Origin of the sequence: Croceicoccus sp. Ery5 (genome assembly GCF_020985325.1) — a bacterium.
Classification (GTDB): Bacteria; Pseudomonadota; Alphaproteobacteria; order Sphingomonadales; family Sphingomonadaceae; genus Croceicoccus.
The window spans coordinates 3,618,427-3,641,240 of record NZ_CP087587.1; the positions used below are offsets into that span (position 1 = coordinate 3,618,427).

General features: G+C 64.7%; 24 protein-coding genes. 11 read left to right on the forward strand and 13 right to left on the reverse strand.

Annotated features, from left to right (window positions below; genetic code table 11):
* Window positions 1-10: 10 nt before the first annotated feature.
* Window positions 11-688, reverse strand: coding sequence for a Tim44/TimA family putative adaptor protein (locus tag LOZ74_RS17085; RefSeq protein WP_230279707.1), 678 nt, complete (start codon window positions 686-688; stop codon window positions 11-13).
* 336 nt (window positions 689-1,024) lie between these two features.
* Between LOZ74_RS17085 and secB the strand changes: the two genes are divergently transcribed.
* From secB to LOZ74_RS17105, 4 genes are all read left to right on the forward strand, one after another.
* Window positions 1,025-1,543, forward strand: coding sequence for a protein-export chaperone SecB (secB, locus tag LOZ74_RS17090; protein ID WP_230292182.1), 519 nt, complete (start codon window positions 1,025-1,027; stop codon window positions 1,541-1,543).
* A 26-nt stretch (window positions 1,544-1,569) separates the two neighbouring features.
* Entirely contained in the window at window positions 1,570-3,162 is a 1,593-nt protein-coding gene (murJ, locus tag LOZ74_RS17095) for a murein biosynthesis integral membrane protein MurJ (RefSeq protein ID WP_230292183.1), read from the forward strand.
* A 19-nt stretch (window positions 3,163-3,181) separates the two neighbouring features.
* The gene (gene trpS, locus LOZ74_RS17100; protein ID WP_230292184.1) at window positions 3,182-4,198 is read left to right on the forward strand and encodes a tryptophan--tRNA ligase; all 1,017 of its coding nucleotides are present in this window, start codon (window positions 3,182-3,184) and stop codon (window positions 4,196-4,198) included.
* Between the two features lie 168 nt (window positions 4,199-4,366).
* Entirely contained in the window at window positions 4,367-5,062 is a 696-nt protein-coding gene (locus LOZ74_RS17105) for a DUF4136 domain-containing protein (protein WP_230279703.1), read from the forward strand.
* Window positions 5,063-5,315: 253 nt separating this feature from the next.
* On the opposite strand, the gene dut is transcribed toward LOZ74_RS17105, so the two are convergent.
* The 8 genes from dut to rpsT form a co-directional block, all read right to left on the reverse strand.
* Entirely contained in the window at window positions 5,316-5,810 is a 495-nt protein-coding gene (gene dut / locus LOZ74_RS17110) for a dUTP diphosphatase (RefSeq protein WP_230292185.1), read from the reverse strand.
* The gene (gene coaBC, locus LOZ74_RS17115) at window positions 5,807-7,057 is read right to left on the reverse strand and encodes a bifunctional phosphopantothenoylcysteine decarboxylase/phosphopantothenate--cysteine ligase CoaBC (protein WP_230292186.1); all 1,251 of its coding nucleotides are present in this window, start codon (window positions 7,055-7,057) and stop codon (window positions 5,807-5,809) included. Before coaBC ends, dut begins: the two co-directional genes overlap by 4 nt.
* Before the next feature lie 10 nt (window positions 7,058-7,067).
* Complete coding sequence (gene ubiB, locus LOZ74_RS17120; protein WP_230292187.1) at window positions 7,068-8,636, reverse strand: 2-polyprenylphenol 6-hydroxylase; 1,569 nt, start codon at window positions 8,634-8,636, stop codon at window positions 7,068-7,070.
* A 7-nt stretch (window positions 8,637-8,643) separates the two neighbouring features.
* Complete coding sequence (locus LOZ74_RS17125) at window positions 8,644-9,387, reverse strand: class I SAM-dependent methyltransferase (RefSeq protein ID WP_230292188.1); 744 nt, start codon at window positions 9,385-9,387, stop codon at window positions 8,644-8,646.
* Between the two features lie 52 nt (window positions 9,388-9,439).
* Window positions 9,440-10,252: a bifunctional DNA-formamidopyrimidine glycosylase/DNA-(apurinic or apyrimidinic site) lyase gene (mutM, locus tag LOZ74_RS17130; RefSeq protein ID WP_230292189.1), complete on the reverse strand. Its 813-nt coding sequence runs from the start codon at window positions 10,250-10,252 to the stop codon at window positions 9,440-9,442.
* A gap of 87 nt (window positions 10,253-10,339) precedes the next feature.
* Window positions 10,340-11,752 carry a chromosomal replication initiator protein DnaA gene (gene dnaA, locus LOZ74_RS17135; RefSeq protein ID WP_230292190.1) on the reverse strand — a complete coding sequence of 471 codons (1,413 nt, stop codon included), beginning with the start codon at window positions 11,750-11,752 and terminating at the stop codon, window positions 10,340-10,342.
* 365 nt (window positions 11,753-12,117) lie between these two features.
* Window positions 12,118-12,366, reverse strand: coding sequence for a hypothetical protein (locus LOZ74_RS17140; protein WP_230292191.1), 249 nt, complete (start codon window positions 12,364-12,366; stop codon window positions 12,118-12,120).
* A gap of 181 nt (window positions 12,367-12,547) precedes the next feature.
* Window positions 12,548-12,808, reverse strand: a complete 261-nt coding sequence (gene rpsT / locus LOZ74_RS17145) for a 30S ribosomal protein S20 (RefSeq protein WP_230279696.1) — start codon at window positions 12,806-12,808, stop codon at window positions 12,548-12,550.
* Window positions 12,809-13,068: 260 nt separating this feature from the next.
* Between rpsT and LOZ74_RS17150 the strand changes: the two genes are divergently transcribed.
* The 6 genes from LOZ74_RS17150 (at window position 13,069) to LOZ74_RS17175 (ending at window position 19,147) form a co-directional block, all read left to right on the forward strand.
* Complete coding sequence (locus LOZ74_RS17150; protein ID WP_230292192.1) at window positions 13,069-13,905, forward strand: HesA/MoeB/ThiF family protein; 837 nt, start codon at window positions 13,069-13,071, stop codon at window positions 13,903-13,905.
* A 55-nt stretch (window positions 13,906-13,960) separates the two neighbouring features.
* Window positions 13,961-14,836: an MBL fold metallo-hydrolase gene (locus LOZ74_RS17155; protein WP_230292193.1), complete on the forward strand. Its 876-nt coding sequence runs from the start codon at window positions 13,961-13,963 to the stop codon at window positions 14,834-14,836.
* Window positions 14,837-14,905: 69 nt separating this feature from the next.
* Window positions 14,906-15,691 (forward strand): hypothetical protein, encoded by a 786-nt coding sequence (locus LOZ74_RS17160; RefSeq protein WP_230292194.1) that lies wholly within the window; start codon window positions 14,906-14,908, stop codon window positions 15,689-15,691.
* Window positions 15,692-15,767: 76 nt separating this feature from the next.
* Complete coding sequence (gene nadA / locus LOZ74_RS17165) at window positions 15,768-16,757, forward strand: quinolinate synthase NadA (protein WP_230292195.1); 990 nt, start codon at window positions 15,768-15,770, stop codon at window positions 16,755-16,757.
* 86 nt (window positions 16,758-16,843) lie between these two features.
* Window positions 16,844-17,803 carry an isoaspartyl peptidase/L-asparaginase family protein gene (locus tag LOZ74_RS17170; protein ID WP_230292196.1) on the forward strand — a complete coding sequence of 320 codons (960 nt, stop codon included), beginning with the start codon at window positions 16,844-16,846 and terminating at the stop codon, window positions 17,801-17,803.
* 24 nt (window positions 17,804-17,827) lie between these two features.
* Complete coding sequence (locus tag LOZ74_RS17175; protein ID WP_230292197.1) at window positions 17,828-19,147, forward strand: DUF2254 domain-containing protein; 1,320 nt, start codon at window positions 17,828-17,830, stop codon at window positions 19,145-19,147.
* Between the two features lie 9 nt (window positions 19,148-19,156).
* On the opposite strand, the gene LOZ74_RS17180 is transcribed toward LOZ74_RS17175, so the two are convergent.
* The 3 genes from LOZ74_RS17180 to lipB are packed head-to-tail and all read right to left on the reverse strand — an operon-like array spanning window position 19,157 to window position 21,143.
* Window positions 19,157-20,065 (reverse strand): DMT family transporter, encoded by a 909-nt coding sequence (locus LOZ74_RS17180; RefSeq protein ID WP_230292198.1) that lies wholly within the window; start codon window positions 20,063-20,065, stop codon window positions 19,157-19,159.
* Between the two features lie 38 nt (window positions 20,066-20,103).
* A complete protein-coding gene (locus LOZ74_RS17185) occupies window positions 20,104-20,442 on the reverse strand; it encodes a hypothetical protein (protein WP_230292199.1) in 339 nt (112 codons plus the stop codon).
* An 11-nt stretch (window positions 20,443-20,453) separates the two neighbouring features.
* Window positions 20,454-21,143 carry a lipoyl(octanoyl) transferase LipB gene (gene lipB / locus LOZ74_RS17190; protein ID WP_230279688.1) on the reverse strand — a complete coding sequence of 230 codons (690 nt, stop codon included), beginning with the start codon at window positions 21,141-21,143 and terminating at the stop codon, window positions 20,454-20,456.
* A 42-nt stretch (window positions 21,144-21,185) separates the two neighbouring features.
* On the opposite strand from lipB, the gene LOZ74_RS17195 reads away from it, so the two are divergent.
* Entirely contained in the window at window positions 21,186-22,016 is an 831-nt protein-coding gene (locus LOZ74_RS17195) for a hypothetical protein (protein ID WP_230292200.1), read from the forward strand.
* A gap of 68 nt (window positions 22,017-22,084) precedes the next feature.
* On the opposite strand, the gene LOZ74_RS17200 is transcribed toward LOZ74_RS17195, so the two are convergent.
* The gene (locus LOZ74_RS17200; RefSeq protein WP_230292201.1) at window positions 22,085-22,711 is read right to left on the reverse strand and encodes a class I SAM-dependent methyltransferase; all 627 of its coding nucleotides are present in this window, start codon (window positions 22,709-22,711) and stop codon (window positions 22,085-22,087) included.
* Window positions 22,712-22,814 lie beyond the last annotated feature (103 nt).

The window sequence follows — 22,814 nt, forward strand, 5'->3', positions numbered from 1 at the left end:
CCCCGCGGGCTTAGCCTTCGTCGGTTTCGTCGAGCAGCCAGTCGGGACGCATCGCGGTCACCTTGCGGCTGAAGGTCCAGACATCGCGCGACTGGATCGCATCGTCGAGCGAACCCGCGATCATATTCCCGTCCTTGTCCTTGGTCAGGGCGGCAATATCGGATGCGAAACGCACGGTGATGCGCGCCATCGGATGATCGAAATCGGCGCCGACGATTTCCGCTTCCTCGATCCGGATCAGGCGATTCTCGACCGATTCGCCGGCCGCTTCGCGCGCATCGATCGCGGCGACGAAGCTGGCATAGACATCATCGTCGCACAGCTCGTTCAAAGTCTCGCGGTCACCCTTCCAGAACGCTTCCAGAATCATGGCATACGCGCTCTTCGCGCCCTCGATAAAGGCGACAGGCGTGAAGCGGCGGTCTGCATTCGCAATCTCGCGCACCGCGCGCTGCGCGCCCAGCGGAATGCCCGCCAGCGCGCGTTCCAGCCCGGGAAGCTGCCGGTCGTCCGCCGCGCCGGTGCCGTCCGCCGCTTGCGAGCGCGGCGAAGGTGCCTGCGCCTCGGGCGTATGCGGCATTCGGCCCAGCATCTCCTCCTCATGCTCGGCACGGCGGCCGAGGACGGAATAGAGACGCAGGCCCAGAAAGGCGGCGATCATGGCGAGAATGACGATTTCGACGATCACGAGTGATCCATCCGTAATTAAGCATTGGGCCGGCCCCATCGCCGGCATGAAAGGCGAACCTGCCTTAAATAGGCAACAAACACAAATATACAAACAGGGTGAACAACCGGTGACCGGACCGATCCGGCGCAAAACGGGCGCATTTTCGCGTCTTGGCGCATGTTGTCGATTTGCGCCCTCCGGCGCTGGCCACCAATTTGCGCCCTCTGGCGCTTGCTGCCAATTCGCGCCCTCCGGCGCTGGCCGGTTGCCCGCGCCGCCGCGCGATGCTACGCGCCGCAACCGACACGGGCGCGCGAGGGGCGCGCCGACCGCAATCGGAAAACGAAAGACATCATGGCCGACGAAGGCAATATCCTGACCGATCTGGACGCTGGCACCAACGCAGGCAACGGCACCGACAACCAGCCCGCCATCGGGCTGATTTCACAATATGTGAAGGACCTGTCGGTCGAAAACCCGAACGCGCCGAAAAGCTATCAGTGGAACGACCAGCCGCAGCTGGACGTGCAGTTCAACATCCAGTCGAACCAGATCGACGGCGAGGTGCACGAAGTCGCGCTGAAAGTGACCTGCACGGCCAAGGCGGCGCAGGGCACGGCCTATATCGTCGAGGCGACCTATTGCGGCCTGATCGGCATTCGCAACGTTCCCGAAGCGCAGGGCCATGCGTTCCTGTTCGCAGAAGCGCCGCGCATCCTGTTCCCCTTCCTGCGCCGCGTCGTGGCCGATGCCGTGCGCGATGCGGGCTATCCGCCGCTGCTGCTCGACCCCATCGATTTCGCGGGGCTTTACCAGCAACAGATGGAACAGCGCCGTCAGGCGGGCGAACAGCCGTTCGCCGGTCAGGCCTGAACCGCGAGCCGGAAAAGCCTTAATATATGAGCCTCGTCCGCAATGTCGGGACGATCGGAGGGCTCACCGCGCTGAGCCGCGTGTTCGGCTTTGCGCGCGACATGCTGCTTGCCCGCGTGCTGGGCGCGGGGGCAGCGGCGGACGCGTTCCAGCTGGCATTCATCCTGCCCAACACCTTCCGCCGCCTGTTTGCCGAAGGGGCCTTCTCGGTCGCCTTCGTGCCGATGTATTCGCACCGCCTCCATTCCGAAGAGGGCGAGGCGGCGGCGAACCGGTTCGCGAACGATACGCTGTCGGTATTCGTCTGGGTGCTGCTGGGCTTTTCGGCGCTGGCCATGCTGGCGATGCCGGGAATCGTGTGGCTGCTCGCGCGCGAGTATCAAGAGGTGCCCGGCAAATTCGAGCTGTCGGTCATGCTCAGCCGCGTGACCTTTCCCTATCTCGCGCTGGTCAGCCTTGTGGCCATGCTGTCGGGCCTGCTGAACGCGCGCTCGCGCTTTGCGCCCGGTGCTTTCGTGCCGGTGCTGCTGAATATCGTGCTGATTACCGGTCTGGGTGCGGGGTTTTATATCGGGCATCACGGCGGTAGCGATGCCGATATCGCCACCGCGCTTGCCATTTCGGTTCCTGCCGCGGGGGCGGTGCAGCTGGCCTATATGGTCTGGGCCGTGCGCAAGGCGGGGGTAACGCTGAAAATCACCCGCCCCCATTTCACGCCAGAGGTAAAGCGGCTTGGCATGCTGATCCTGCCTGCCACCTTCGGCGCGGGCATCTATCAGATCAGCCAGTTCGTCGACACGTTCTTCGCCACCAGCCTGCCGCAAGGCTCGCTGACGCTGCTGAAACTGGCCGACCGGCTGAACCAGATGCCGCTTGGCATTGTCGGCATTGCACTGGGCACCGCGATCCTGCCGATGCTGGCACGCCATATCCAGACCGGCGACACGCGCGAGGCGCAGCGACTACAGACCAATGCGGTCGAGATGGCGACGCTTCTTACCCTGCCTGCCGCCGTGGCGCTGGCGATCTGCGCCCCTGCCTTCACCACGGCGTTTTTCGTCGGCGGCAAGATGACGGCGAACGATGGCCTTATCATGGGCAATATCGTGATGGCACTGGTCGCGGGCCTGCCGTCCTATGTGCTTGTCAAAGTGTTCCAGCCTGCCTTTTTCAGCCGGTCGGACACCAAGACGCCGGTGTGGATCGCGGCGGGTGCGCTGGCCGTGAATATCGCGATCAATTTCTATGTCGTGCCGCGTTACGGCATCGTTGGGCTGGCGGCGGCGACGGCGATCACCTCCACGCTGAACGTGCTGACGCTATATACCGTGTTACAGATGCGCGGCTGGTTCCATTTCACCGCGAAACTGGGCGGGCGGATCGCGCGGCAGCTGGTGGCGACGGCGGCCATGGGTGCGGTGCTGTGGCTGATCGTGCCGCTGATGGCGGACCGCTATGGCGCCAGCGTGATCGAACGGGTCTGGTCGCTGGCCGCGCTGGTCGGCGCGGGCGCTTTCGTGTTCTTCGCGGTGGCGTGGATCATCGGCGCACTCGACAAAGACCTGATCGCGCAGCTACGGCGCAAGCGACCGGCCAAGCCCGTCGACCTATCGGAATAATCCCAAAAAGGCAGTTTTCATGCGTATCGTTTCGGGCATCCAGCCCACCGGCAATCTTCACCTCGGCAATTACCTCGGCGCGATCCGCAACTGGGTGCGCATGCAGGACGAGGCGGCGGCGGCCGGGCATGACTGCTTTTTCTTCCTGGCCGATCTGCATGCGATTTCCATGCCGCACGATCCAGCCGCGCTGACGGCGAACACGCGCACCATGGCCGCCGCGCTGACGGCATGCGGGATCGACAGCAAGAAATCGGTGCTGTTCAACCAGGCGCAGGTTCCCGCCCATGCAGAGCTGCAATGGCTGCTGAACGGCACGGCGCGCATGGGCTGGCTGAACCGCATGACGCAGTTCAAGGACAAGTCGGGCAAGAACCGCGAGGGGGCGAGCGCCGCGCTGTTCACCTATCCGGTGCTGCAGGCTGCCGATGTGCTGCTGTACCAGACGACCCATGTGCCGGTGGGCGAGGACCAGAAACAGCATCTGGAACTGGCACGCGACATTGCGCAAAAGTTCAACAACGACTTCTGCACCGAAGACGCACCGCTATTCACCCTGCCCGAACCGATCATCCCGCCCGATGCGGCGCGCATCATGTCGCTGCGCGACGGCACATCGAAGATGAGCAAGTCGGACCCTTCGGATATGAGCCGGATCAACCTGTCGGACGATCCCGACACGGTGATGAAAAAGGTGAAGAAGGCCAAGACCGATCCCGAACCGCTGCCGTCGGAGCCCGCGGGGCTGGCTGGCCGGCCCGAGGCGCTGAACCTTGTCGCCATCTATGCCACGCTGACCGACAACACGGTTGCGGGCGTGCTGGCCGATTTCGGCGGCGAGGGTTTCGGCAAGTTCAAGCCCGCGCTGGGCGAATTGCTGGTCGAACATCTGCGCCCCGTGACCGCCCGCTTCAACGAGCTGAAGAGCGATGTGGAGCAGATCGACGCCATTCTGGCGCGCGGCGCGGCCAAGGCGCGCGAGGCGGCGGCACCGACGCTGGCGGGGGCGTATAAAGCGCTGGGGCTGCTGCGTTAGGCCATGTGCGCCTAAGGCCATGAAACAGCGAAGCTTGTCGGGCGTTTGAAAGTCGATATTCAACTTTCGTTCACCGGCGAATCGCTACAGGATGTGCAAGATTTGCGGCGTCCTGCGCGATATTGGCAGCGGACCGGCGCCCGTGGACTGCAATTGGAGAGCAAGTCGATGACATCCCCGCGACAGACCGCCCGTTTCGGCTTTTGGGCCAAAATGCTGGCCGCACCGCTGCTGGTCGCGGGCGTCGCCGCCTGCTCCACGCCGTTCAAGGCCGATGTCTCGCGCTTTCAGGCGCAATTGCCCGCGCCACAGGGGATGAGCTTTGCCGTCGTCGCCGACGATCCGGCATTGAAGGGCGGCCTCGAATTCTCGCAATATGCGGGTTATGTCGCGCAGGAAATGACGCAGCTGGGCTATACGCAGGCATCGCCCGAAACGGCGGATCTGTTGGTCAGCTTTGACTATGGCGTCGATACGGGCCGCGAAAAGGTGACGACGACCGGCGCCGGTTTCTATCGCGATCCCTATTTCAGCCCGTGGTACGGCGGTTTCTATGGCCGCCGCCCCTATTACCGGTCGGCATGGGGTTATGGCTGGTACGATCCGTTCTTCGCGGGCGGCCCCGATGTGCGCAGCTATACCGTCTATACCAGCGGCATCGATATGAAGATCGACAATCGCGTGTCGGGCGAACGCCTGTTCGAGGGCAAGGCAGAGGCGGTGTCGACATCGAACCGGCTGCAATATCTGGTGCCCAATCTGGTCGATGCGATGTTCACCGACTTCCCCGGCCAGTCGGGCGAAACCGTGCGTATCTCGATCGCGCCCGAAGACGGGTCGAAAAAGGTTCGCTCGCTGGACTGAACGCTCCCCGCATTCTGACCGTTCCCCGCATTCTGACCGTTCAGGGTCGGGAAAGCGCGCATTTCCTATAGAAGCAGGGCGATTCGTCCCCGACGGCCTCATGCGTCGGGGCGAAGCGTTTCCCTCGGGGCGGACTCATCTGTTATGAGGCCACACCCGCCCCGCATGACTTGCCCGGCCGTTAGGCCCCAGCGTCAGAGAGAAGGGCGCAGGGCCGACGTTACTGAGGGGCGGCCGGGCCTTTTGGCAAAATCTAGTCCTGATCGCCCTTGATCGGGCTGACTTCCGCCGAACCGAAGCCGGTGGAGCCGAAACCGCCTGCACCGCGCTTCGTCTCGTCCAGATGCTCCACCTTCAGCCAGCTGGCGCGCACCACGGGGCTCAGCACCGCTTGCGCGATCCGGTCGCCGCGCTGCACCTCATAGGGTTCCTGACCGTGGTTGATCAGGATCACCTTCAACTCGCCGCGATAATCCGAATCGATAGTGCCCGGCGTATTGGGCACGGTAATCCCGTGCTTCAGCGCCAGCCCCGAACGCGGGCGGATCTGGATCTCGAACCCCTCGGGAATGGCGACGGCGAGGCCGGTGGCGACAGCCACACGCTCTCCGGGCGCGATGATCCAGTCCTCGGCGGAAATCACATCCATCCCCGCCGCACCCTCGGTCGCATAGGACGGCAGCGGCAGATCGTCATTGCCGGGCAGGCGCATCACGGGAACGGGTACGGGGTCGTGCGGCTTCATCATTCGGCGTCCTTGTTGCAATGCGCGGCAATCCGCTCGACCAAAGCGGCGGCGACCTTGTCCTTGGGCATGGCGGGCCAGTCCTCTACCCCGTCGCCGGTGACAAGATGGACCGTGTTGCTGTCGCCCCCCATAACGCTGCTTCCGGGCGGGCCCGATACGTCATTGGCGACGATCCAGTCCGCGCCCTTGCGCAGCCGCTTGGCCTGCGCATGGCTGACGACATGGTCGGTTTCGGCTGCAAAACCGATCAGCAGATGCGGGCGGGCTGGCGATGCGGCGACGCTGGCCAGAATATCGGGGTTCACGGCCAGCGGCAGCGGCGGGACCTGACCCGAACCGTCCTTCTTGATCTTTTGCGCCGACCGGTCGGCGGCGCGCCAGTCCGCGACGGCGGCGACCATGATCGCCACATCGGCAGGCAGCGCCTGTTCCACCGCTTCCAGCATTTCGACCGCCGATTCGACGTCATAGCGGTCGACGCCCGGCGGCGTGTCCAGATGGACCGGCCCCGCGATCAGCGTGACCTGCGCCCCCGCCGCGGCGGCAGCGGCGGCAATGGCAAAGCCCTGCTTCCCGCTCGACCGGTTGGCGATATAGCGGACGGGGTCGATCGGCTCATGCGTGGGGCCTGCGGTGACGAGGACGTGGCGGCCATGCAGCGGACGATGCGTTTCGCCCGCGAAATCGGGCTGGCCCCTCAGCGGATCGACTTCGCCGAAACGGGTGATCGCCTGCCAGATGCCTTCCGGCTCGGGCAAGCGACCCGCGCCGAATTCGCCGCAGGCCATCGGCCCTTCGTCGGGTTCCAGAACCGTCACCCCGTCGGCGCGCAATTGCGCCACATTGCGGCGCGTGGCGGGATGGTCCCACATGCGCACATTCATCGCGGGCACGGCCATCACCGGCTTGTCGGTGGCCAGCAGCAGCGTGGTGGCAAGGTCATCGGCGATCCCCGCCGCCATCTTGGCCATCAGATCGGCCGTCGCGGGGCAGACCACCACCAGATCGGCCTCGCGGCTCAGCTGGATATGGCCCATCTCCGCCTCGTTCTTCAGGTCCCACAAGGTGGTGTAAACGGGCTTTTCCGACAGGGCCGCCAGCGTCATCGGAGTCACGAAATGCTGGCCGCCTTCGGTGACCACGCAGGTCACCTCCGCGCCGCCTTTACGGATCAGGCGAACCAGCTCGCACGCCTTATAGGCCGCGATGCCGCCGCCAACGATCAGCAGGATCTTTCGCGGTGCCACCTGTTCGCTCCTATCCGATCCAGCCCATCATCATCGCAGCATAGACCGCCGCGCCGCCGATGCCAGCACCCAGCACATAGGGCATCGGCGATGCGCCGCCCTGCACCTTCTTGCGCGCGCGGCGTTCCCAGATCAGCTCCACATCGGCCAGCGGCGGCGGTTCGGGCGCGCCGCCCTTGGCCGGAAACTGCTCTTCGATGCGACGGACAAGGTCGGGGATGCGCAGCAATGTCTGTGTATCGGTGCGGATGCGTTCGGCAATCGCGGCCTCCGGCCCCAGCTCGTCGCGGATCCATTCGCGCACGAAGGGCGCCGCGACATCCCACAGGTTGATGCCGGGATACAGCTGGGTTGCGATCCCCTCGACCATCACCATCGTCTTTTGCAGCAGCAACAGATGCGGCTGCGTCTGCATGTCGAAATCGCGCGTGATCGCGAACAGCCCGTCAAGCATCTGGCCGACGCTCAGTTCGCTGACCGGCTTGCCGCGCATCGGTTCGCCCACAGCGCGCAGGGCCGTGGCGAATTCGTCGACCGAATGGTGGCTGGGCACATATTGCGCCTCGAAATGGATTTCGGCCACGCGGCGGTAATTGCCCGTGGTCAGCCCATAGAGGATTTCCGCCAGCCATGCCCGCGCACGGCGGTCGATGCGGCCCATGATGCCGAAATCGATGGCGACGATGGTGCCGTCGGCCTGCACGAACAGATTGCCCTGATGCATGTCGGCATGGAAAAACCCGCCGCTGATCGCCTGCCGCAGGAACGCCAGCACCAGCCTTTGCGCGATATCCTGCAAATCGTGACCCGCAGCCAGCAAGGCCTCGCGGTCCGACATCTTGATGCCGTCGATCCATTCGATCGTCATCACGCGGCCATTGGTGCGGTCCCAGTCGATCCCGGGCACGGCGAAACCCGCCACCGCATGCATCGAGTCGGCCAGTTCCGACGCGCTTGCCGCCTCGCGCCGCAAATCCAGCTCCCGATTGGTCCAGCGCTTGAAATTGGCGATGGTCAGACGCGGGCGCAGGCGTTTCGCCTCTCCGCCCAGCGCTTCCAGATGGGCGGCGGCCCATTCATAGGTGTCGATGTCGCGGCTGAACTGTTCGCGAATGCCGGGGCGCAGCACTTTGACGGCGACGGTGCGGCCGTCCCTGGTAATGGCGCGATGCACCTGCGCGATACTGGCCGCGCCGACGGGCGTTTCCCCGATCGAATCGAACAGATCGGTCCATGGCCGCTCGAAACTCGCCTCGATGGCCGCGGCGATCCGGTCGAACGGCACGGGCGGCAGCGAATCCTGCAATGTCAGCAAATCGCGCGCGGCTTCCTCGCCCACCAGATCGGGGCGGGTGGCCAGCGTCTGGCCCAGCTTGATCGCGGCGGGGCCGATGTCCTGAAACGCCGCGGCATATTGGGGCTGTTTGGGCTGGATCGTCCCGAAGCGCGCGATCCGGCACAGGCGGCGGACGGGGCCGGGTGTTTGCGGATGATCCTCGACAATGCGCAGCGCGCCGTGCCGCGCAAGGATGCGGCCCCATTTGAGGAGGCGGTAGATATGGGTGGCGGGTTTGGTCACGGGCTTCTTAGATCTTCCAGCCCGAATGGATCGCGACCAGCCCGCCCATGATCGGCTCTACCTTCGTCTGCACGAAACCCGCATTGCCGATCATGCGTTCGAATTCGGGCATGGTCGGAAAGCGGCGGATCGATTCGATCAGATAGCGATAGCTGTCCTCGTCCCCTGCGATCATCTTGCCGATCTGGGGCACGAGCCTGTGCGAATATTGATCGTAGATTTCCTTGAAACCCGGCCATTCGGTGGTCGAAAATTCAAGGCAGAAGAACCGCCCGCCATGTTTCAGCACGCGATATGCCTCGGCCAGAGCGCGGTCGATATGGGTGACATTGCGAATGCCGAACGCGATCGTATAGGCATCGAAACTGCGATCCGGAAACGACAGCGCCTCGGCGTTCTGGCATGACCAGACGAAATCATTAAGGCCGCGCTTCACCGCGCGTTCAAGGCCGACGTCCAGCATGTCCTGATTAATGTCGGACACGGTGATGTCCGCGCCCGAATCGGCCATGCGAAACGCAATGTCGCCGGTGCCGCCCGCCATATCGAGAATGCGTTCCCCGCCGCGCGGTTTGACGCGGCGCACGAAACGGTCCTTCCACAAGCGGTGCATGCCGCCCGACATGGCATCGTTCATGATGTCGTATTTTTTGGCCACGCCCGAAAACACCGCGCCGACGCGGGCGATTTTTTCGTCTTCGGGGATTTCCTCATAGCCGAAAGAGGCCGTTTTGGGGCTGATATCCGTCATGGCGGGCGGTTTAGGGCCTAATCTGCCTGGGGCAAAGGAAAAGCGATGCGATTCAGCGCTGACATTGGCGGCACCAGAAGGTGGATCGCCCGCCCTGCACGAATCGCTCGACCGTGCCGCCGCAATGGCATGGCTGCCCCTCGCGCCCGTAAACGCGCCAGCTGGCCGCGAAATAGCCCAGCTCGCCATCGGGCCGCGCATAATCGCGCATCGACGATCCGCCCGCCGCGATCGATTCGCCCAGCACATCGCGGATCGCGGGGACCAGTAGCTTAAGCTTGGGCAGAGACACGCGGCCTGCGGGCTTGTCGGGGCGGATGCCGGCGCGGTGCAGCGCCTCGCACACATAGATATTGCCCAGACCTGCCACGATCCGCTGGTCCAGCAGGGCCAGCTTGATCGCCGGAACCTTGCCCGCCAGCGCACCCTTCAGATAGGCAGCGGTAAAGTCGGGGCCAAGCGGTTCGGGCCCCATGGCGGCAAAGGGGGCGAATGCCGTCAACGGATCGCCCGCGACCAGATCGACCGAACCGAAACGCCGCGCATCGTTCAGGGCAAGAACATGTCCGGCCCCCGTTTCCAGCACCAGATGATCGTGCTTGCCGATTTCGGCGGGGTCGATCCGCCAGCGGCCGCTCATCCCCAGATGGAAGATCGCGGTTTGATCCCGATCCAGATGGATCAGCCCGTATTTCGCGCGGCGCGACAGATGCGTCACCACCGCGCCCGTCATCACCTGCACCAGTTCGGGCGGGAACGGGCGGCGCAGATCGGGGCGGTTGACGGCAATACGCGCGATCGTCTCGCCCTCCAGAAATCCGGCAAGCCCGCGGATCGTGGTTTCGACTTCGGGAAGTTCAGGCATGGGCGGACAAAGGCATAAGGCACATGAAATAGGGGCGGCACCCGCCGATTGCGAGCACCGCCCCCGTCATTCGTGCAACTGGCGGGTTCAGCTTTCCAGCTGACGCAGCAGGCTGCGCACATCGCCGTCCATATCGGCATCGCGCGTGCGCAAATCCTCGATCAGGCGGACGGCATGGATCACGGTCGAATGGTCGCGCCCGCCAAACTTGCGTCCGATTTCGGGATAGCTGCGCGGGGTCAGCACCTTGGCCAGATACATCGCCACCTGACGCGGACGCACCACGGCGCGGGCACGGCGCTTCGACGCCATCTCGCTGCGGTCGAGCCGGTAGAACTGGCAGACCGTGCGCTGAATCTCGTCAATGGTGATGCGGCGGCGGTTGGCCGACAAGATGTCGGTCAGCTGTTCCTCGGCAAGGTTCAGTGACACCGGTTGCCCCGTCAGCTGCGCATAGGCGATCAGCTTGTTGAGGCCGCCCACCAGCTCGCGCACGTTCCGGCTGATCGTGCGGGCAAGGAATTCGATCACATCGTCGGGCACATCGTTCGACGTGAACCGCGTGAGCCGATGTTCGAGGATCTTGCGGCGCAGGTCGATATCGGCAGCCTGAATATCGGCGACCAGACCCATCGACAGGCGCGACAACAGGCGCGGTTCCACCCCGTCGAGCGCTTGCGGCGCGCGGTCGGCGGCAAAGCCCAGCCGCTTGCCTTCGGCCAGCAGCGCATCGATCGTATAAAGCAGCTCTTCCTGCGCCGACGCCTTGCCGATGATGAACTGGATATCGTCGACCAGCAGCATGTCGAAACCGCGCAGGCGCGATTTGAATTCGATCATCTGGTTCTGGCGCAGGGCCTGCACGAACTCGACCATGAAACGCTCGGCCGAGCAATAGAAGATGCGGCTACCCGGTTTCGCAGCCGCGAACTGGTGGCCGATCGCGTGAAGCAGATGCGTCTTGCCCTGCCCCGTCGCGGCCTTGAGGTAGAGGGGCGAGAATTGCGGCGCTTCGGAGGCGGCCATGCGCTGCGCGGCATTATAGGCCAGCACATTGCCTTCGCCGGTCACGAAGCTGGCAAAGGTCAGCGTGGGATCGAGCCCTGCGCTGCCCAGTTCCGCGATCGCATCGGCGGGATTGGTCGGCGCGGGGGTGTGATCGTTCGCGGCGGCAGGGCCGACATGCAGTTCGGGCAGCTTGCGGCGGCCGGGATGGACCGAAATGCGCACATTGCGCACTTCGCTGCGCGCGATCTTCCATGCCAGCGACAAGCGGTCCGAAAACCGGTCGTTCACCCAATTGGCCGAAAACTCGGTGGGAAGGTACAGGTCGAGCGTCCCCGTCTCGCGGCAGAAATTGCCCAGCTCGATCGGGCGGATCCACTGGCCGTACAACTGCTGGCCCAGATCCTTGCGCAGCCCTACGCAAATGTCCGACCAGTCCGCCGCCAGGGCCTCACGCTCTTCTTCCGCCATCAGATTATTCACTTCACTGTCCATTGGCCCGCGCACCGCCTTGTTCTGACCCGTTTGTTTGGGCCCCGGATTTTGCTGAGCGGAAAAGCCGCTCGCCAGCGGACCTGCCCCCGTTCGTCCCATGACCATATTGCTCCGATCCCGACTTCGAACCCTGCCGGCCCCCCGAACATGGCCCGACCCTCGAACCATGTCCTGAATGCCCATTTCATCATGCCGGTCACAATAAGGAGCACCTCGTAGAAAACGCGGAACCGAAGTGATTGCCAAATCGATTCCGACACCATGCCTTTGAAACCGGCACGGCTCAACAGTCCTCTGCCGACCCCTAACGGCAGGAAGATGAATCTGCGTTGTCTAGTGGTGCCGCCCATGAATTGACCGGCGAGTCAGTTTCTAAGGCTGTGGAGGGCAAAGCGGCAAGGGTGGACAGGTAAAAAATCTGAAATAAAGCCAGTTGACTCGTGCAATACCGCAGAAACGCTACGCTTCTGAATTAAACGGCTGAAATGCGCGGTTTTTTGGCGGCAAGCACTCGGTTCACCGCGTCCGAATCGTGGATTAACCGTCAAATTGTGCAGTGCAGCAATTTTTTGCCGGTCTTGCCGCAGCGCAACACAAAAGGCCGGAGATAACATCTCCGGCCCTTCGGCGGCAATTTCGCTGCGCGGGCGGGACCGATTCGGTCCGAATCACCCCTTGGCGAACTGCGGAATGTGAAAGCTTCGCGACTCAGCCCGATTTCCTTGACGCACCACGCATTGCGCGGCGCCGGCAAGGAAGCGGGCGAATCGACGCGCCCCGATCAGAGCGCCCCGATCAGAGAGCGGCGACGCGCTTGGTCAGCCGGCTCATCTTGCGCGAAGCGGTGTTCTTGTGAAGCACGCCGCGCGCCACGCCGCGGGCCAGCTCGGGCTGTGCGCTGGCGAGGGCGGTGGTGGCTGCTGCCTTGTCGCCGCTGGCGATGGCCAGCTCGACCTTCTTCACAAAGCTGCGGATGCGGCTGATGCGGTTACCGTTCACTTCGGCGCGCCGCTCGTTGCGGCGGATGCGCTTGCGCGCCTGCGGCGTATTGGCCATTCGTATATTCCTTCTCGGCTGACGGGCAGCCCGCTATTGGTTCAAGACCGGTTGGCGGCTGTGAGCCCGAAAGCCCGAGCAGCCCGAAAATCCGTAAATGAAATCCGCACGGAATCGCCGCCCCCCAACGGGGCCGGTTCCACGGAAAGCGCGCCGCATAGCGACGGCAGGGCGAATCGTCAAGGATTGCCGCACATTGCGACGATCGTCCCGTGCGGGCGGCACTTGCCCTTCGCGCGCGGCGGATGCAAGGGCATGCCATGGACGCGCCTTCGCACGAAATACCGCCCCGTTCGGTTACCGATCCGGCCTATTCGGTCACCGATCCGGACCGCCTCGACCGATTCGCCCGCCATATCGTGCTGCCCGAACTGGGCGGCGCGGGTCAGGCGGCGCTGGCGGCGGCGCATATCGCGGTGATCGGCGCGGGCGGGATCGGATCGCCCGCCATCCAGTATCTTGCCGCTGCGGGTTTCGGACGCATCACCATCATCGACGACGATCTGGTCGAGCCGAGCAATCTGCAGCGCCAGACGATCTTTACCGAAAGCGATCTGGGCCAGCCCAAGGCCGAAGCCGCCGCCGCATGGGTGCGACGCTTCGATCCCGCCTTGCAGGTCACGCCGGTCCGCGCGCGCATCGATGGCGGCAATGCCGCCAGCCTCTTGGGCGATGCGGGACAGATTCTCGATGGCTGCGATAATTTCGCGACTCGGCTGGCCGTGTCGGACGCCTGTGTCCGGCTGGGCAAGCCGCTGACCAGCGCCGCCGTGGGGCGGTTTCAGGCGCAAATGGCCAATTTCGCGGGGCATCTGCCGGATCAGCCCTGCTATCGCTGCTGGGTCGGCGATGCCTTCGATGCCGAGGATTGCGACACTTGCGCCGCCGATGGCGTGCTGGGTGCCTTTACCGGCATGGCGGGCAGCATGGGCGCGATGATGGCCGTGCGGATCGCGGTTGCCGGTGTTGCGGCGCTGGGCGATCCGCAATTCGGGCGATTGCAACTGTTCGACGGGCTGAAACCTGCATTGCGCACGATACGCGTGATGAAGGACCCGGGATGCAGCGCCTGCGGTACGGCGTCCGTGCAGAGCTAAGGGCCTGCCCCACTGGCCGCTCGACAGTCGCGCGCCGCACCCCCATATCCCCCCCATGGCAACGCAGACCGAACCCGCCCCGCCCGTCGGCGCCGCGATCGCGCTGGAACCGCTGGTCCGCCGCGTGCTGGCCGATAATCCCAGCGCCTTTACGCTGCACGGCACGCAGACCTATCTGGTCGGCAGTGGCAGCGATGTCGCCGTGATCGATCCCGGTCCGGACGAGGCGGCGCATATCGACGCGCTGGTCGCGGCCATCGGTGACAGGCGCGTGGCGGCGATCTGCTGCACGCATACCCACCGCGACCATTCGCCCGCCGCCGCCCCGCTAAAGGCCCGTACCGGCGCGCCGGTCATCGGCTGCGCGGCGCTTAATCTGGAAAGCATCGGCCCGCGCGGCGACGCCCCGTTCGACCCCAGCTATACGCCCGACCGCGTGCTGCACGACGGCGAGCGACTGGCGGGCGACGGCTGGACCCTGACCGCTATTGCCACTCCCGGCCATACGTCGAACCATCTGTGCTTTGCGCTGGAGGAGACGGGGGCCCTGTTCACCGGCGATCACGTGATGGGCTGGTCGACCACGGTGGTGATCCCGCCCGATGGCGACATGGGGCAATATATGGCCAGCATGGAGCTGCTGTACGAGCGGGAGGACCGCATCTATTACCCCGCCCATGGCGCGCCGGTCACCAAACCGCGCCAGCTGGTGCGCGGCATGATCGGCCACCGCCGCCAGCGCGAGCGGCAGATCCGCCGCCTGCTGGACGGCGGGCCCAAATCGATCCCCGAAATGGTCGCGGCGATGTATGTCGGGCTCGATTCGCGGCTGGTCGGCGCGGCGGGCATGTCGGTGCTGGCGCATCTGACCGAACTGCAAAATCGCGGGGAAGCCGATTCCACCAACGACATATGGCATCTGACCAACTGATCTTTCCGTTTCGGCCCCGACAGGCGTAAAAGCCGCGCCGGGTCGAGTACAGGAGAGGGGTTGGCCAAGATGGCGACTTCACCGATCATGGAAATGCCGGCACGATCGCCCGAAATGGCCGATCGCCGGTTTCATATGGCGATGGCTTTGGCCATGGCTTTTACGATCGTCGCCGGATTTTCACTGCATCTGGCGATGGGGCGGTCCAGCTTTGCCGTGCCGCCGATCTTTCACATTCACGCTTTCGTGTCCTTTGCATGGATCGGCCTGTATCTGGCGCAATCGATCCTGATCGCAGGCAACAATGCGGCATGGCACCGCCGGCTGGGCATGGTCGCGTTCGGCTGGGTGCCATTGATGGTGGCGGTTGGGCTGATGCTGATCGTCACGGTGATGCAGCGCACCGGCGGGCCGTTCTTTTTCGATCAGAACCAGTTCCTGTTTTCCAATCCCGCCCATCTGCTGTGTTTTGCCGGGCTGACCTTTGCCGCGCTGAAAGTGCGGCGGCACGCGGGCTGGCACCGGCGGCTGATGCTGGTCGGGTTTGCGATATTGACGGGGCCCGGGCTGGGCCGCCTGTTGCCGATGCCGCTGGCCATGCCGCATGCGTGGCATGTCAATCTGGCGATCGTGCTGATCTGGCCCGCCATCGGCATGATTCGCGACAGGATGGTGTCGGGCCGCATCCATCCCGCATGGCTGCGGGGCATCGGCACATTGCTGGCATCGCAGGTTCTGGCCGATCTTGTGGCCTATTCCGACTTTGGCATCGCTTTTACGCAGCAGTTCGTGGCCGGCACGCCGGGTGCGGATCGCCCGATGGAAGCGTTCATGCCGCCCGGCATGGCGATGTGATGCCGCGCCCAATCTGCTTGAACTGAAAGGGCGGGCAGTCCATCTGGGGCCCAGGCATTACGCTAAGGAGCCTTTGATGACTGCCCAGCCCCCCGAATCTCTGACCGGCCTCGACCTTCGTGCCGAGATCGAGCGGCTGCGCAAGGAGCGCAATGCCGTGATCCTCGCGCATTATTACCAGAAGCCGGAATTGCAGGATCTTGCCGATTTCGTCGGCGATTCGCTGGAACTGTCGAAAAAGGCCGCCGCGACCGATGCCGATGTGATCGCATTCTGCGGCGTCAAGTTCATGGCCGACACCGCCAAGATCCTCAGCCCCGAAAAGATCGTGGTGCTGCCCGATCTGGATGCCGGTTGCAGCCTTGAGGATTCGTGCCCGCCCGAAAAGTTCAGGGCGTTCCGCGAAGCGCATCCCGACCACATCGCGCTGACCTATATCAACTGCAGCACCGAGGTTAAGGCGCTGTCCGACGTGATCGTCACCAGCTCATCGGCCGAAACGATCCTTGCGCAGATCCCCAAGGACCAGAAGATCATCTTCGGTCCCGACCGGCATCTGGGCGGATACCTCAACCGCAAGTTCGACCGCGACATGCTGCTGTGGCCGGGCGTGTGTATCGTGCACGAGGCGTTCAGCGAGACCGAGCTTTTGAAGCTGAAGGAACAGCACCCCGACGCCCCCGTCGCCGCGCATCCCGAATGCCCACCGCATATCGTGGACCATGCCGATTACGTCGGGTCGACCAGCGGCATTTTGCAATATGCCAAGACGATGGAAGGGGATACGCTGATCGTCGCGACCGAGCCGCATATCATCCACCAGATGGAAACCGCGCTGCCCGAGAAAACCTTCATCGGCGCGCCGGGTGCGGACGGCAACTGCAACTGCAATATCTGCCCCTATATGGCGCTCAACACGATGGAGAAGCTCTATCTGGCGCTGCGCGATCTGGAACCGCGGATCGAGATCGAGGAAGGCCTGCGGCTGAAGGCGAAGCAGAGCCTCGACAAGATGATCGAGATGGCGTCGGGCACGATCGGCAAGGGCGATCTGGGGCGGGCGTAATGCCTCCGATATTCAAGGCCGTCGCTATTCTGGCCGCCCTGCTTTCGGCGCCGGGTGCCGCGACGGCCCATGCACAAGAGGATACCATGACCGACACCCCCCGCTGGTCGCTGGCGATTCACGGCGGCGCAGGCGTATTGACGCCCGAACGCTATTCGCCCGAGCAGGTCGCCGAATATCGCGCCGCGCTGGACAAGGCGCTGGAAGCCGGCAGCGCGGTTCTGGCCGATGGCGGCACGTCGATGGACGCGGTGCAGGCGGCGGTGATGATGCTGGAAGACGATCCGCTGTTCAACGCGGGCCGCGGCGCGGTGTTTACGTTCGAGGGGAAGAACGAACTGGACGCCGCGATCATGGATGGCGAGACCCGCATGGCGGGCGCGGTCGCGGGTATCCTGACCACAAAAAACCCCGTCACTGCCGCGCGGGCAGTGATGGAGAACAGCCCGCATGTGTTCCTGTCGCACGACGGCGCGAATATATTTGCGCAGGAACAGGGGCTGGAACAGGTCGATCCCGCCTATTTCGCGACCGAGGGACGCCGCCGCCAATGGCAGGAATTCCGTGACCGCGTCGCATCTGGCGAGGACTGGTTCGACGCGGACCTGAAATACGGCACGGTCGGTGCGGTGGCCGTCGATACGCAGGGCCATGTCGCCGCCGCGACCTCTACCGGCGGGCTTACCGGCAAGCGCTGGGGCCGCGTGGGCGATTCGCCGGTGATCGGCGCGGGCACCTATGCCGACGACCGCGCCTGCGCCGTTTCCGCGACCGGCGCGGGGGAATATTTCATCCGTCTGGGCGTCGCGCATGAGATCTGCGCGCGCATGCGGTTCAGGGGCGAGTCCGCACAGCAGGCCGCCGACCATGTCATCGGCGAAGTCGGCGCGCTGGGCGGCGATGGCGGGGTGATCGTGGCCGCGCCCGATGGCAGCACCGGATTCGCGTTCAACACGCCCGGCATGCATCGCGGCCGGATCGACAGCACGGGCCTGCGCGAAACGGCAGTGTTCGGCACTTCCGATCAGATCATACCGGACCCATAAGCGCGGCGGCGCGTTCATCATGCGATGACCGCCCGCCTTCTTTCGATCTGGAGCCGGATCAACGCCAGCTACTGGTTTTATCCGGCGATCTTTTCGGTGCTCGCGTTTTTCCTCGCGCTGGGGACCGTTGCGCTCGATCGCGGGCGTGCCGCCGATATTCTGGCCAGCAGCGACTGGCTGGTCCCCGCCCGCCCCGGCGGCGCCAGCGACATGTTGCAGGTCATCGCGGGCAGCACCATCGGCGTTGCCGCCACGGTGTTTTCGATCACCATCGTCGCCGTATCCTATGCCAGCGGCACCTATGGCCCGCGCCTTTTGACCAATTTCATGGAGGACAAGGGCAACCAGCTGTCGCTTGCCACCTTCATCGGCACCTTCGTCTATGCGGTCATGGTGCTGCGCGTGGTGCGGCGCGAGGACGAGGCACCCGTCCTTGGCGCCAGCGGCGATGCGCTGCCCGGTTTCGTGCCGCAATTATCGCTGCTGGTCGCCATCGCGCTGATGCTGATGTCGATCGGGGTGCTGGTCTATTTCCTCAACCACGTGCCCGATTCGATCCGCATCAACACGGTGCTGGAAGATATCGGCAAGCGCCTCATCCGCCAGATCCGGCGCCGCTTCCCGCGTGAGGGGGACGATGGCGATGCGCCCGATATCGACACCGATACCCGGGTCCGGGCCGAACGCGCCGGCTATATCGAGATTATCGATTTCGACGGGCTGGAGGATATTGCCCGCGACCATGACGGCCGCATCGTGCTGTTGGTCGAGGCAGGCGATTTCATCCACCCGCCCCGAGCTCTGGCAGGGCTGGCCAATATGGGCGGGAACGACGCCATCGCGGGACAAGTGCGCGACTGCTTCGTCCTGTCGGGCCTGCGCACGCCGACACAGGACTTGCGGTTCCTGCTGGACGAGCTGGTCGAGATTGCCCTGCGCGCCCTTTCACCCGGCATCAACGATCCGTTCACGGCGATGACCGCGCTGCACTGGATCGGCGCGGCAACGGCGGAACTGGGCACGCGGGTGCTGCGCGAATCGGCCAATGACGAAGAAACGAACCGCGACGAGGCACGGATCGTCCCGCTGACGACCGGCATTGCGGGCTATGTCGGTGCGGGTTTCGGCGCGGCGCGTTCGGCCGTGGCGACCAGCCGCAAGGCCGCGCTTTGCATGTTCGACGCGCTGGAAAACTGTGCCGAGGCGATGCGCAGCGACAAGCGGCGCGGCATCATCCGCGATGAAGGGAACCGGCTGCTGGCGCAGGCCGAAACCGCCCTGTCGGGCCCCGATCTGGACGAATTGCAGGACCGCCACCGCCGCTTTCTGCGCGCGCTGGGCTGAAACCGGGGCCTAGGGCCGCGGTTTATAGGGTCGCGCGCCGCCGCCGCGCGGTTCCGCCGCACGCGCCAGCGCCAGCGCCGCGCCCATCAGCGCCATGCCCAGCACGTCCTGAACCGACAACACCTCTCCGAACGCGAGATAGCCTGCCAGCGCCGAAATCGCGGGCTGCGTCAGCAGGGCAAGGCCGATCACCACCGGGCTGAACCATGACAGCGAGCGGATCAGCAAGCCCTGCCCCACGACCTGGCTGCTAAAGGCCAGCACCAGCAGCGGGGTCCAGTTCTGCGGCCAGATCGCCTCTCCCAGCGCGATCGCCACGAATAAGGCGACGGGCGCGCCCGATGCGATCACCATGACCAGCATGCCCCACGGCCCCATCCGCGCCCGCACGCTGCGCAGCATCAGCAGATAGAAGGCATAGAACAGCCCCGCGAGCAGGGCGAACAGATCGCCGACCAGATTTTCGTGCGAGATCTGCAGCGAGCCTTCCATCAACAGGAACGCACCGACCAGCGCCGCCGTTACCGCGCCCATTTCGGCCATGCGCGGGCGCTGCCGCGCGGCGATCAGGCCCCATGCGATCAGGATCACGCTGCCCGCATTGCCGAACAAGGTCGCATTGCCCAGCCGCGTGCGTTCGATCCCCAGATGCCAGCTGGCCAGATCGAGCGCGAAGAATATCCCCGCGCCGACCACCAGCGCAAAGCCTGCACGCCCCAGCGGCGGCCTGCCCGACGGTTCTCTCCACGCCAGCAGCGCGACCAGCGGCAATGCCAGCGTTAGCCGCCAGAATCCCGCCGCCACCGGCCCCGTGTCGGCCAGCCGCACCAGCCACGGCCCCAGCGCCAGCACGCCATTGGCCGCGATCAGCAGGGCAAGCCGGATGAACCGGCCCGTGCGATTGTCGGTATCGTCCATATCTGCCGGTGCCGGGTCCGTGCCGGTGCTGGCCGCGATTACGCGGCGGGCGCTGCCTGTGTGGCGGTTTCGCCGTCGGTACCGGCCGGTCCGGCTTCGTCGGGCACAGCGCTTGCCGCCCCGTCCCCGTCGTCCCCGTCGTTCACGTCCCCGCCCGCCGGTTCCGTGGCTTCGGAACCCTCTACCGCGTCTTCCGGTTCTTCCGGATCGCCCTGCGATTGCAGCCGGTCCAGCTGGATCATCTCGTCGCTGATCGTGCCTTCCAGAACCTCTCCGCCCGCGTCACGGCTATCGTTCGCGGCCCGCTCGGGCTCGCTCTCGCAAGCAGCCAGCAGGGCGGCGCAGGTCAGGGCCACAATGATTCGCGTTCGGGTCATGCTGTGCATCGCTAGTCGCTGGGACAGGCGCGGTCCAGCGCGGCCAGAAATTCCTGCCCGTGCCGCAGCAACGCCTGATCGAATTGCTCCATGCTGATGTTCAGGCCCAGCTTCTGCAGGCTGGTCACGCCATATTCGCTGATCCCGCAAGGGACGATGCCGGTGAAATGCGAAAGATCGGGCGCGATGTTTACCGAAAATCCGTGCATCGTGACCCAGCGGCGCACGCGCACGCCGATCGCGCCGATCTTGGCCTCTGTCCCGTCGATATCGCGGGTCCAGATGCCGATCCGCCCTTCGGCCCGCCAGCTTTCCACGCCGAAATCGTGCAGCGCCCCGATCACCCAGCCTTCCAGCGCATGGACGAAACCGCGCACGTCGCGTGCCCTGCGCGACAGATCAAGCAGCACATAGCCGATGCGCTGGCCCGGCCCGTGATAGGTGAACTGCCCGCCGCGCCCCGCCTTGACCACGTCGAAACGCGGGTCGAGCATGTCGTCGTCCTTCGCGCTGGTGCCCGCGGTATAGACGGGCGGGTGTTCCAGCAGCCAGATCAGCTCGCTCTCGCTCCCTTCGTGGATCGCGCGGTTGCGCGCCTCCATCGCGGCCAGCGCCTCGCGATAGGGAATTTGCGCGGTTTCGCGGCGCCATTCGATATCGGCAGGAAGCGCAGGGGATTTCTTGTCGGTCAGACTGGCCATGCGCGTTGCGTGGACCCGAATGCCATGCCAATCAAGAGCATTATGAGCGCGCAACTTCCCCCGTCTGCACCCCGCCCCGTTCGACCGCGTTTCGATGCCAATGCCGCATGGAAAAGCGCCGTCGACGTGATCCGCGCCAACCGGCAGGTGCTGCTGGTGATGGCGGGGCTGTTCTTTCTGCTGCCGCAGCTGGCAGTCGATTTCATGCTGCCCGCCCCGCCGCCGGGGCTGGAAGGGAACGCGGCGGGCAAGGCGCTGCTGGAGATCTATGCCGTGTGGTGGCCGCTGATCCTGCTGGGCTTTATCGTGCAGGGCGCGGGGCTGCTGGCCGTGATTGCGCTGATCGCGGGCGCGGGGCGGCCCACGGTGAAACAGGCAATGGTCACGGGGTTAAAGGCGCTTCCCACCATGGTCGGCGCGCAGCTGGTGGTGGGCGCGGGCGTCGGGCTGGGCATGTTGCTGCTGCTGATGCCCTTTGCCGCCATCGGCGGAGAGGCGATGGCGGGGCTGGCGCTGATCCCTGCGCTGGCGTTCGCGATGTGGATCTATGCGCGCACCATGCTGATATCGCCCATCGTGGCCGCAGGCGGCACGCGCAATCCCTTCGATGCGATTACCGGCAGCTGGCACGCGACAAAGGGCAATGCATCGCGCCTGCTGCTGTTTTTCCTGCTGCTGATGCTGGCGACGACGGTGATCTATCTGGTCGCCACCAGCATTCCCGCCGCCCTTGTCGCGGTGATCGGCGGCGCAGAGGCAGGTGGGATCGCGGTCGCGCTTTTCGGCAGCGTGGTGGCGGCCTGCTTCTCGTTGCTCAGCGCCGTGGTGCTGACCGCCGCGTGGCGGCAACTGGCGCCGGTCGGGCCATCCTGACCGGGCCATCCTGACTGGGCAGGCTGACGGGGCAGGCTGACGGGGCCAAGCTGACCGAACTTGTGCGCCTAGTCCTTGTGCCCCCAGAACAGCTTGCACGGCAGGATGTTCAGGGGTTCAAAATCGGAATCGATCCGATTAAATCTCTTGGCCATGAAATCGCGCGCCGCGGCCGAGAATTGATAGACCAGAAACGCCCCGCCGCTGTTCAGCACGCGGTGGGTGGCATCGACGATGGCCGGCCCCACCCCGTCGGGCAGCGTTGAAAAGGGCAGGCCCGACAGCACGTAATCCGCGCCGTCATGCCCGTGGTCGCGCACGATCTTTTCGACATCGGCCGCCGACCCCAGCACGGCGGTAAAGCGCGGGTCGTGGATCGTGCGGTTCAGATAATCGATATAAAGCGGGTTGGTATCGATCACGATCAGCGCGCCATCGGGGCGCAGCCGGTCCAGCACCGGCTGGCAGAACGTGCCGACGCCGGGGCCATATTCGACGAACAGCTTGCAGCGGTCCCAGTCGGTGCGGGCCAGCATGCGGTTGATCGTAAAGCGCGAGGACGGGATGATCGAACCGACCATCACCGGATGCTGGACAAAGCCTTTAAAGAAAACGGCCCACGGTCCAAGCTTGTGCCCGATCCGCCGTTTCGCACGGGAAACCGCGGAGCTATCCGCCAAGTCGGTAGAATTCATGAAATGCTGCGCCCTCGCGAGGCTTGTTATCTGTCCTGCCCATGGCGTGGCAAATGCCGGACTTTATTGCAAGTTTGCGTCGGTGAATTGAACACAGGCTGAC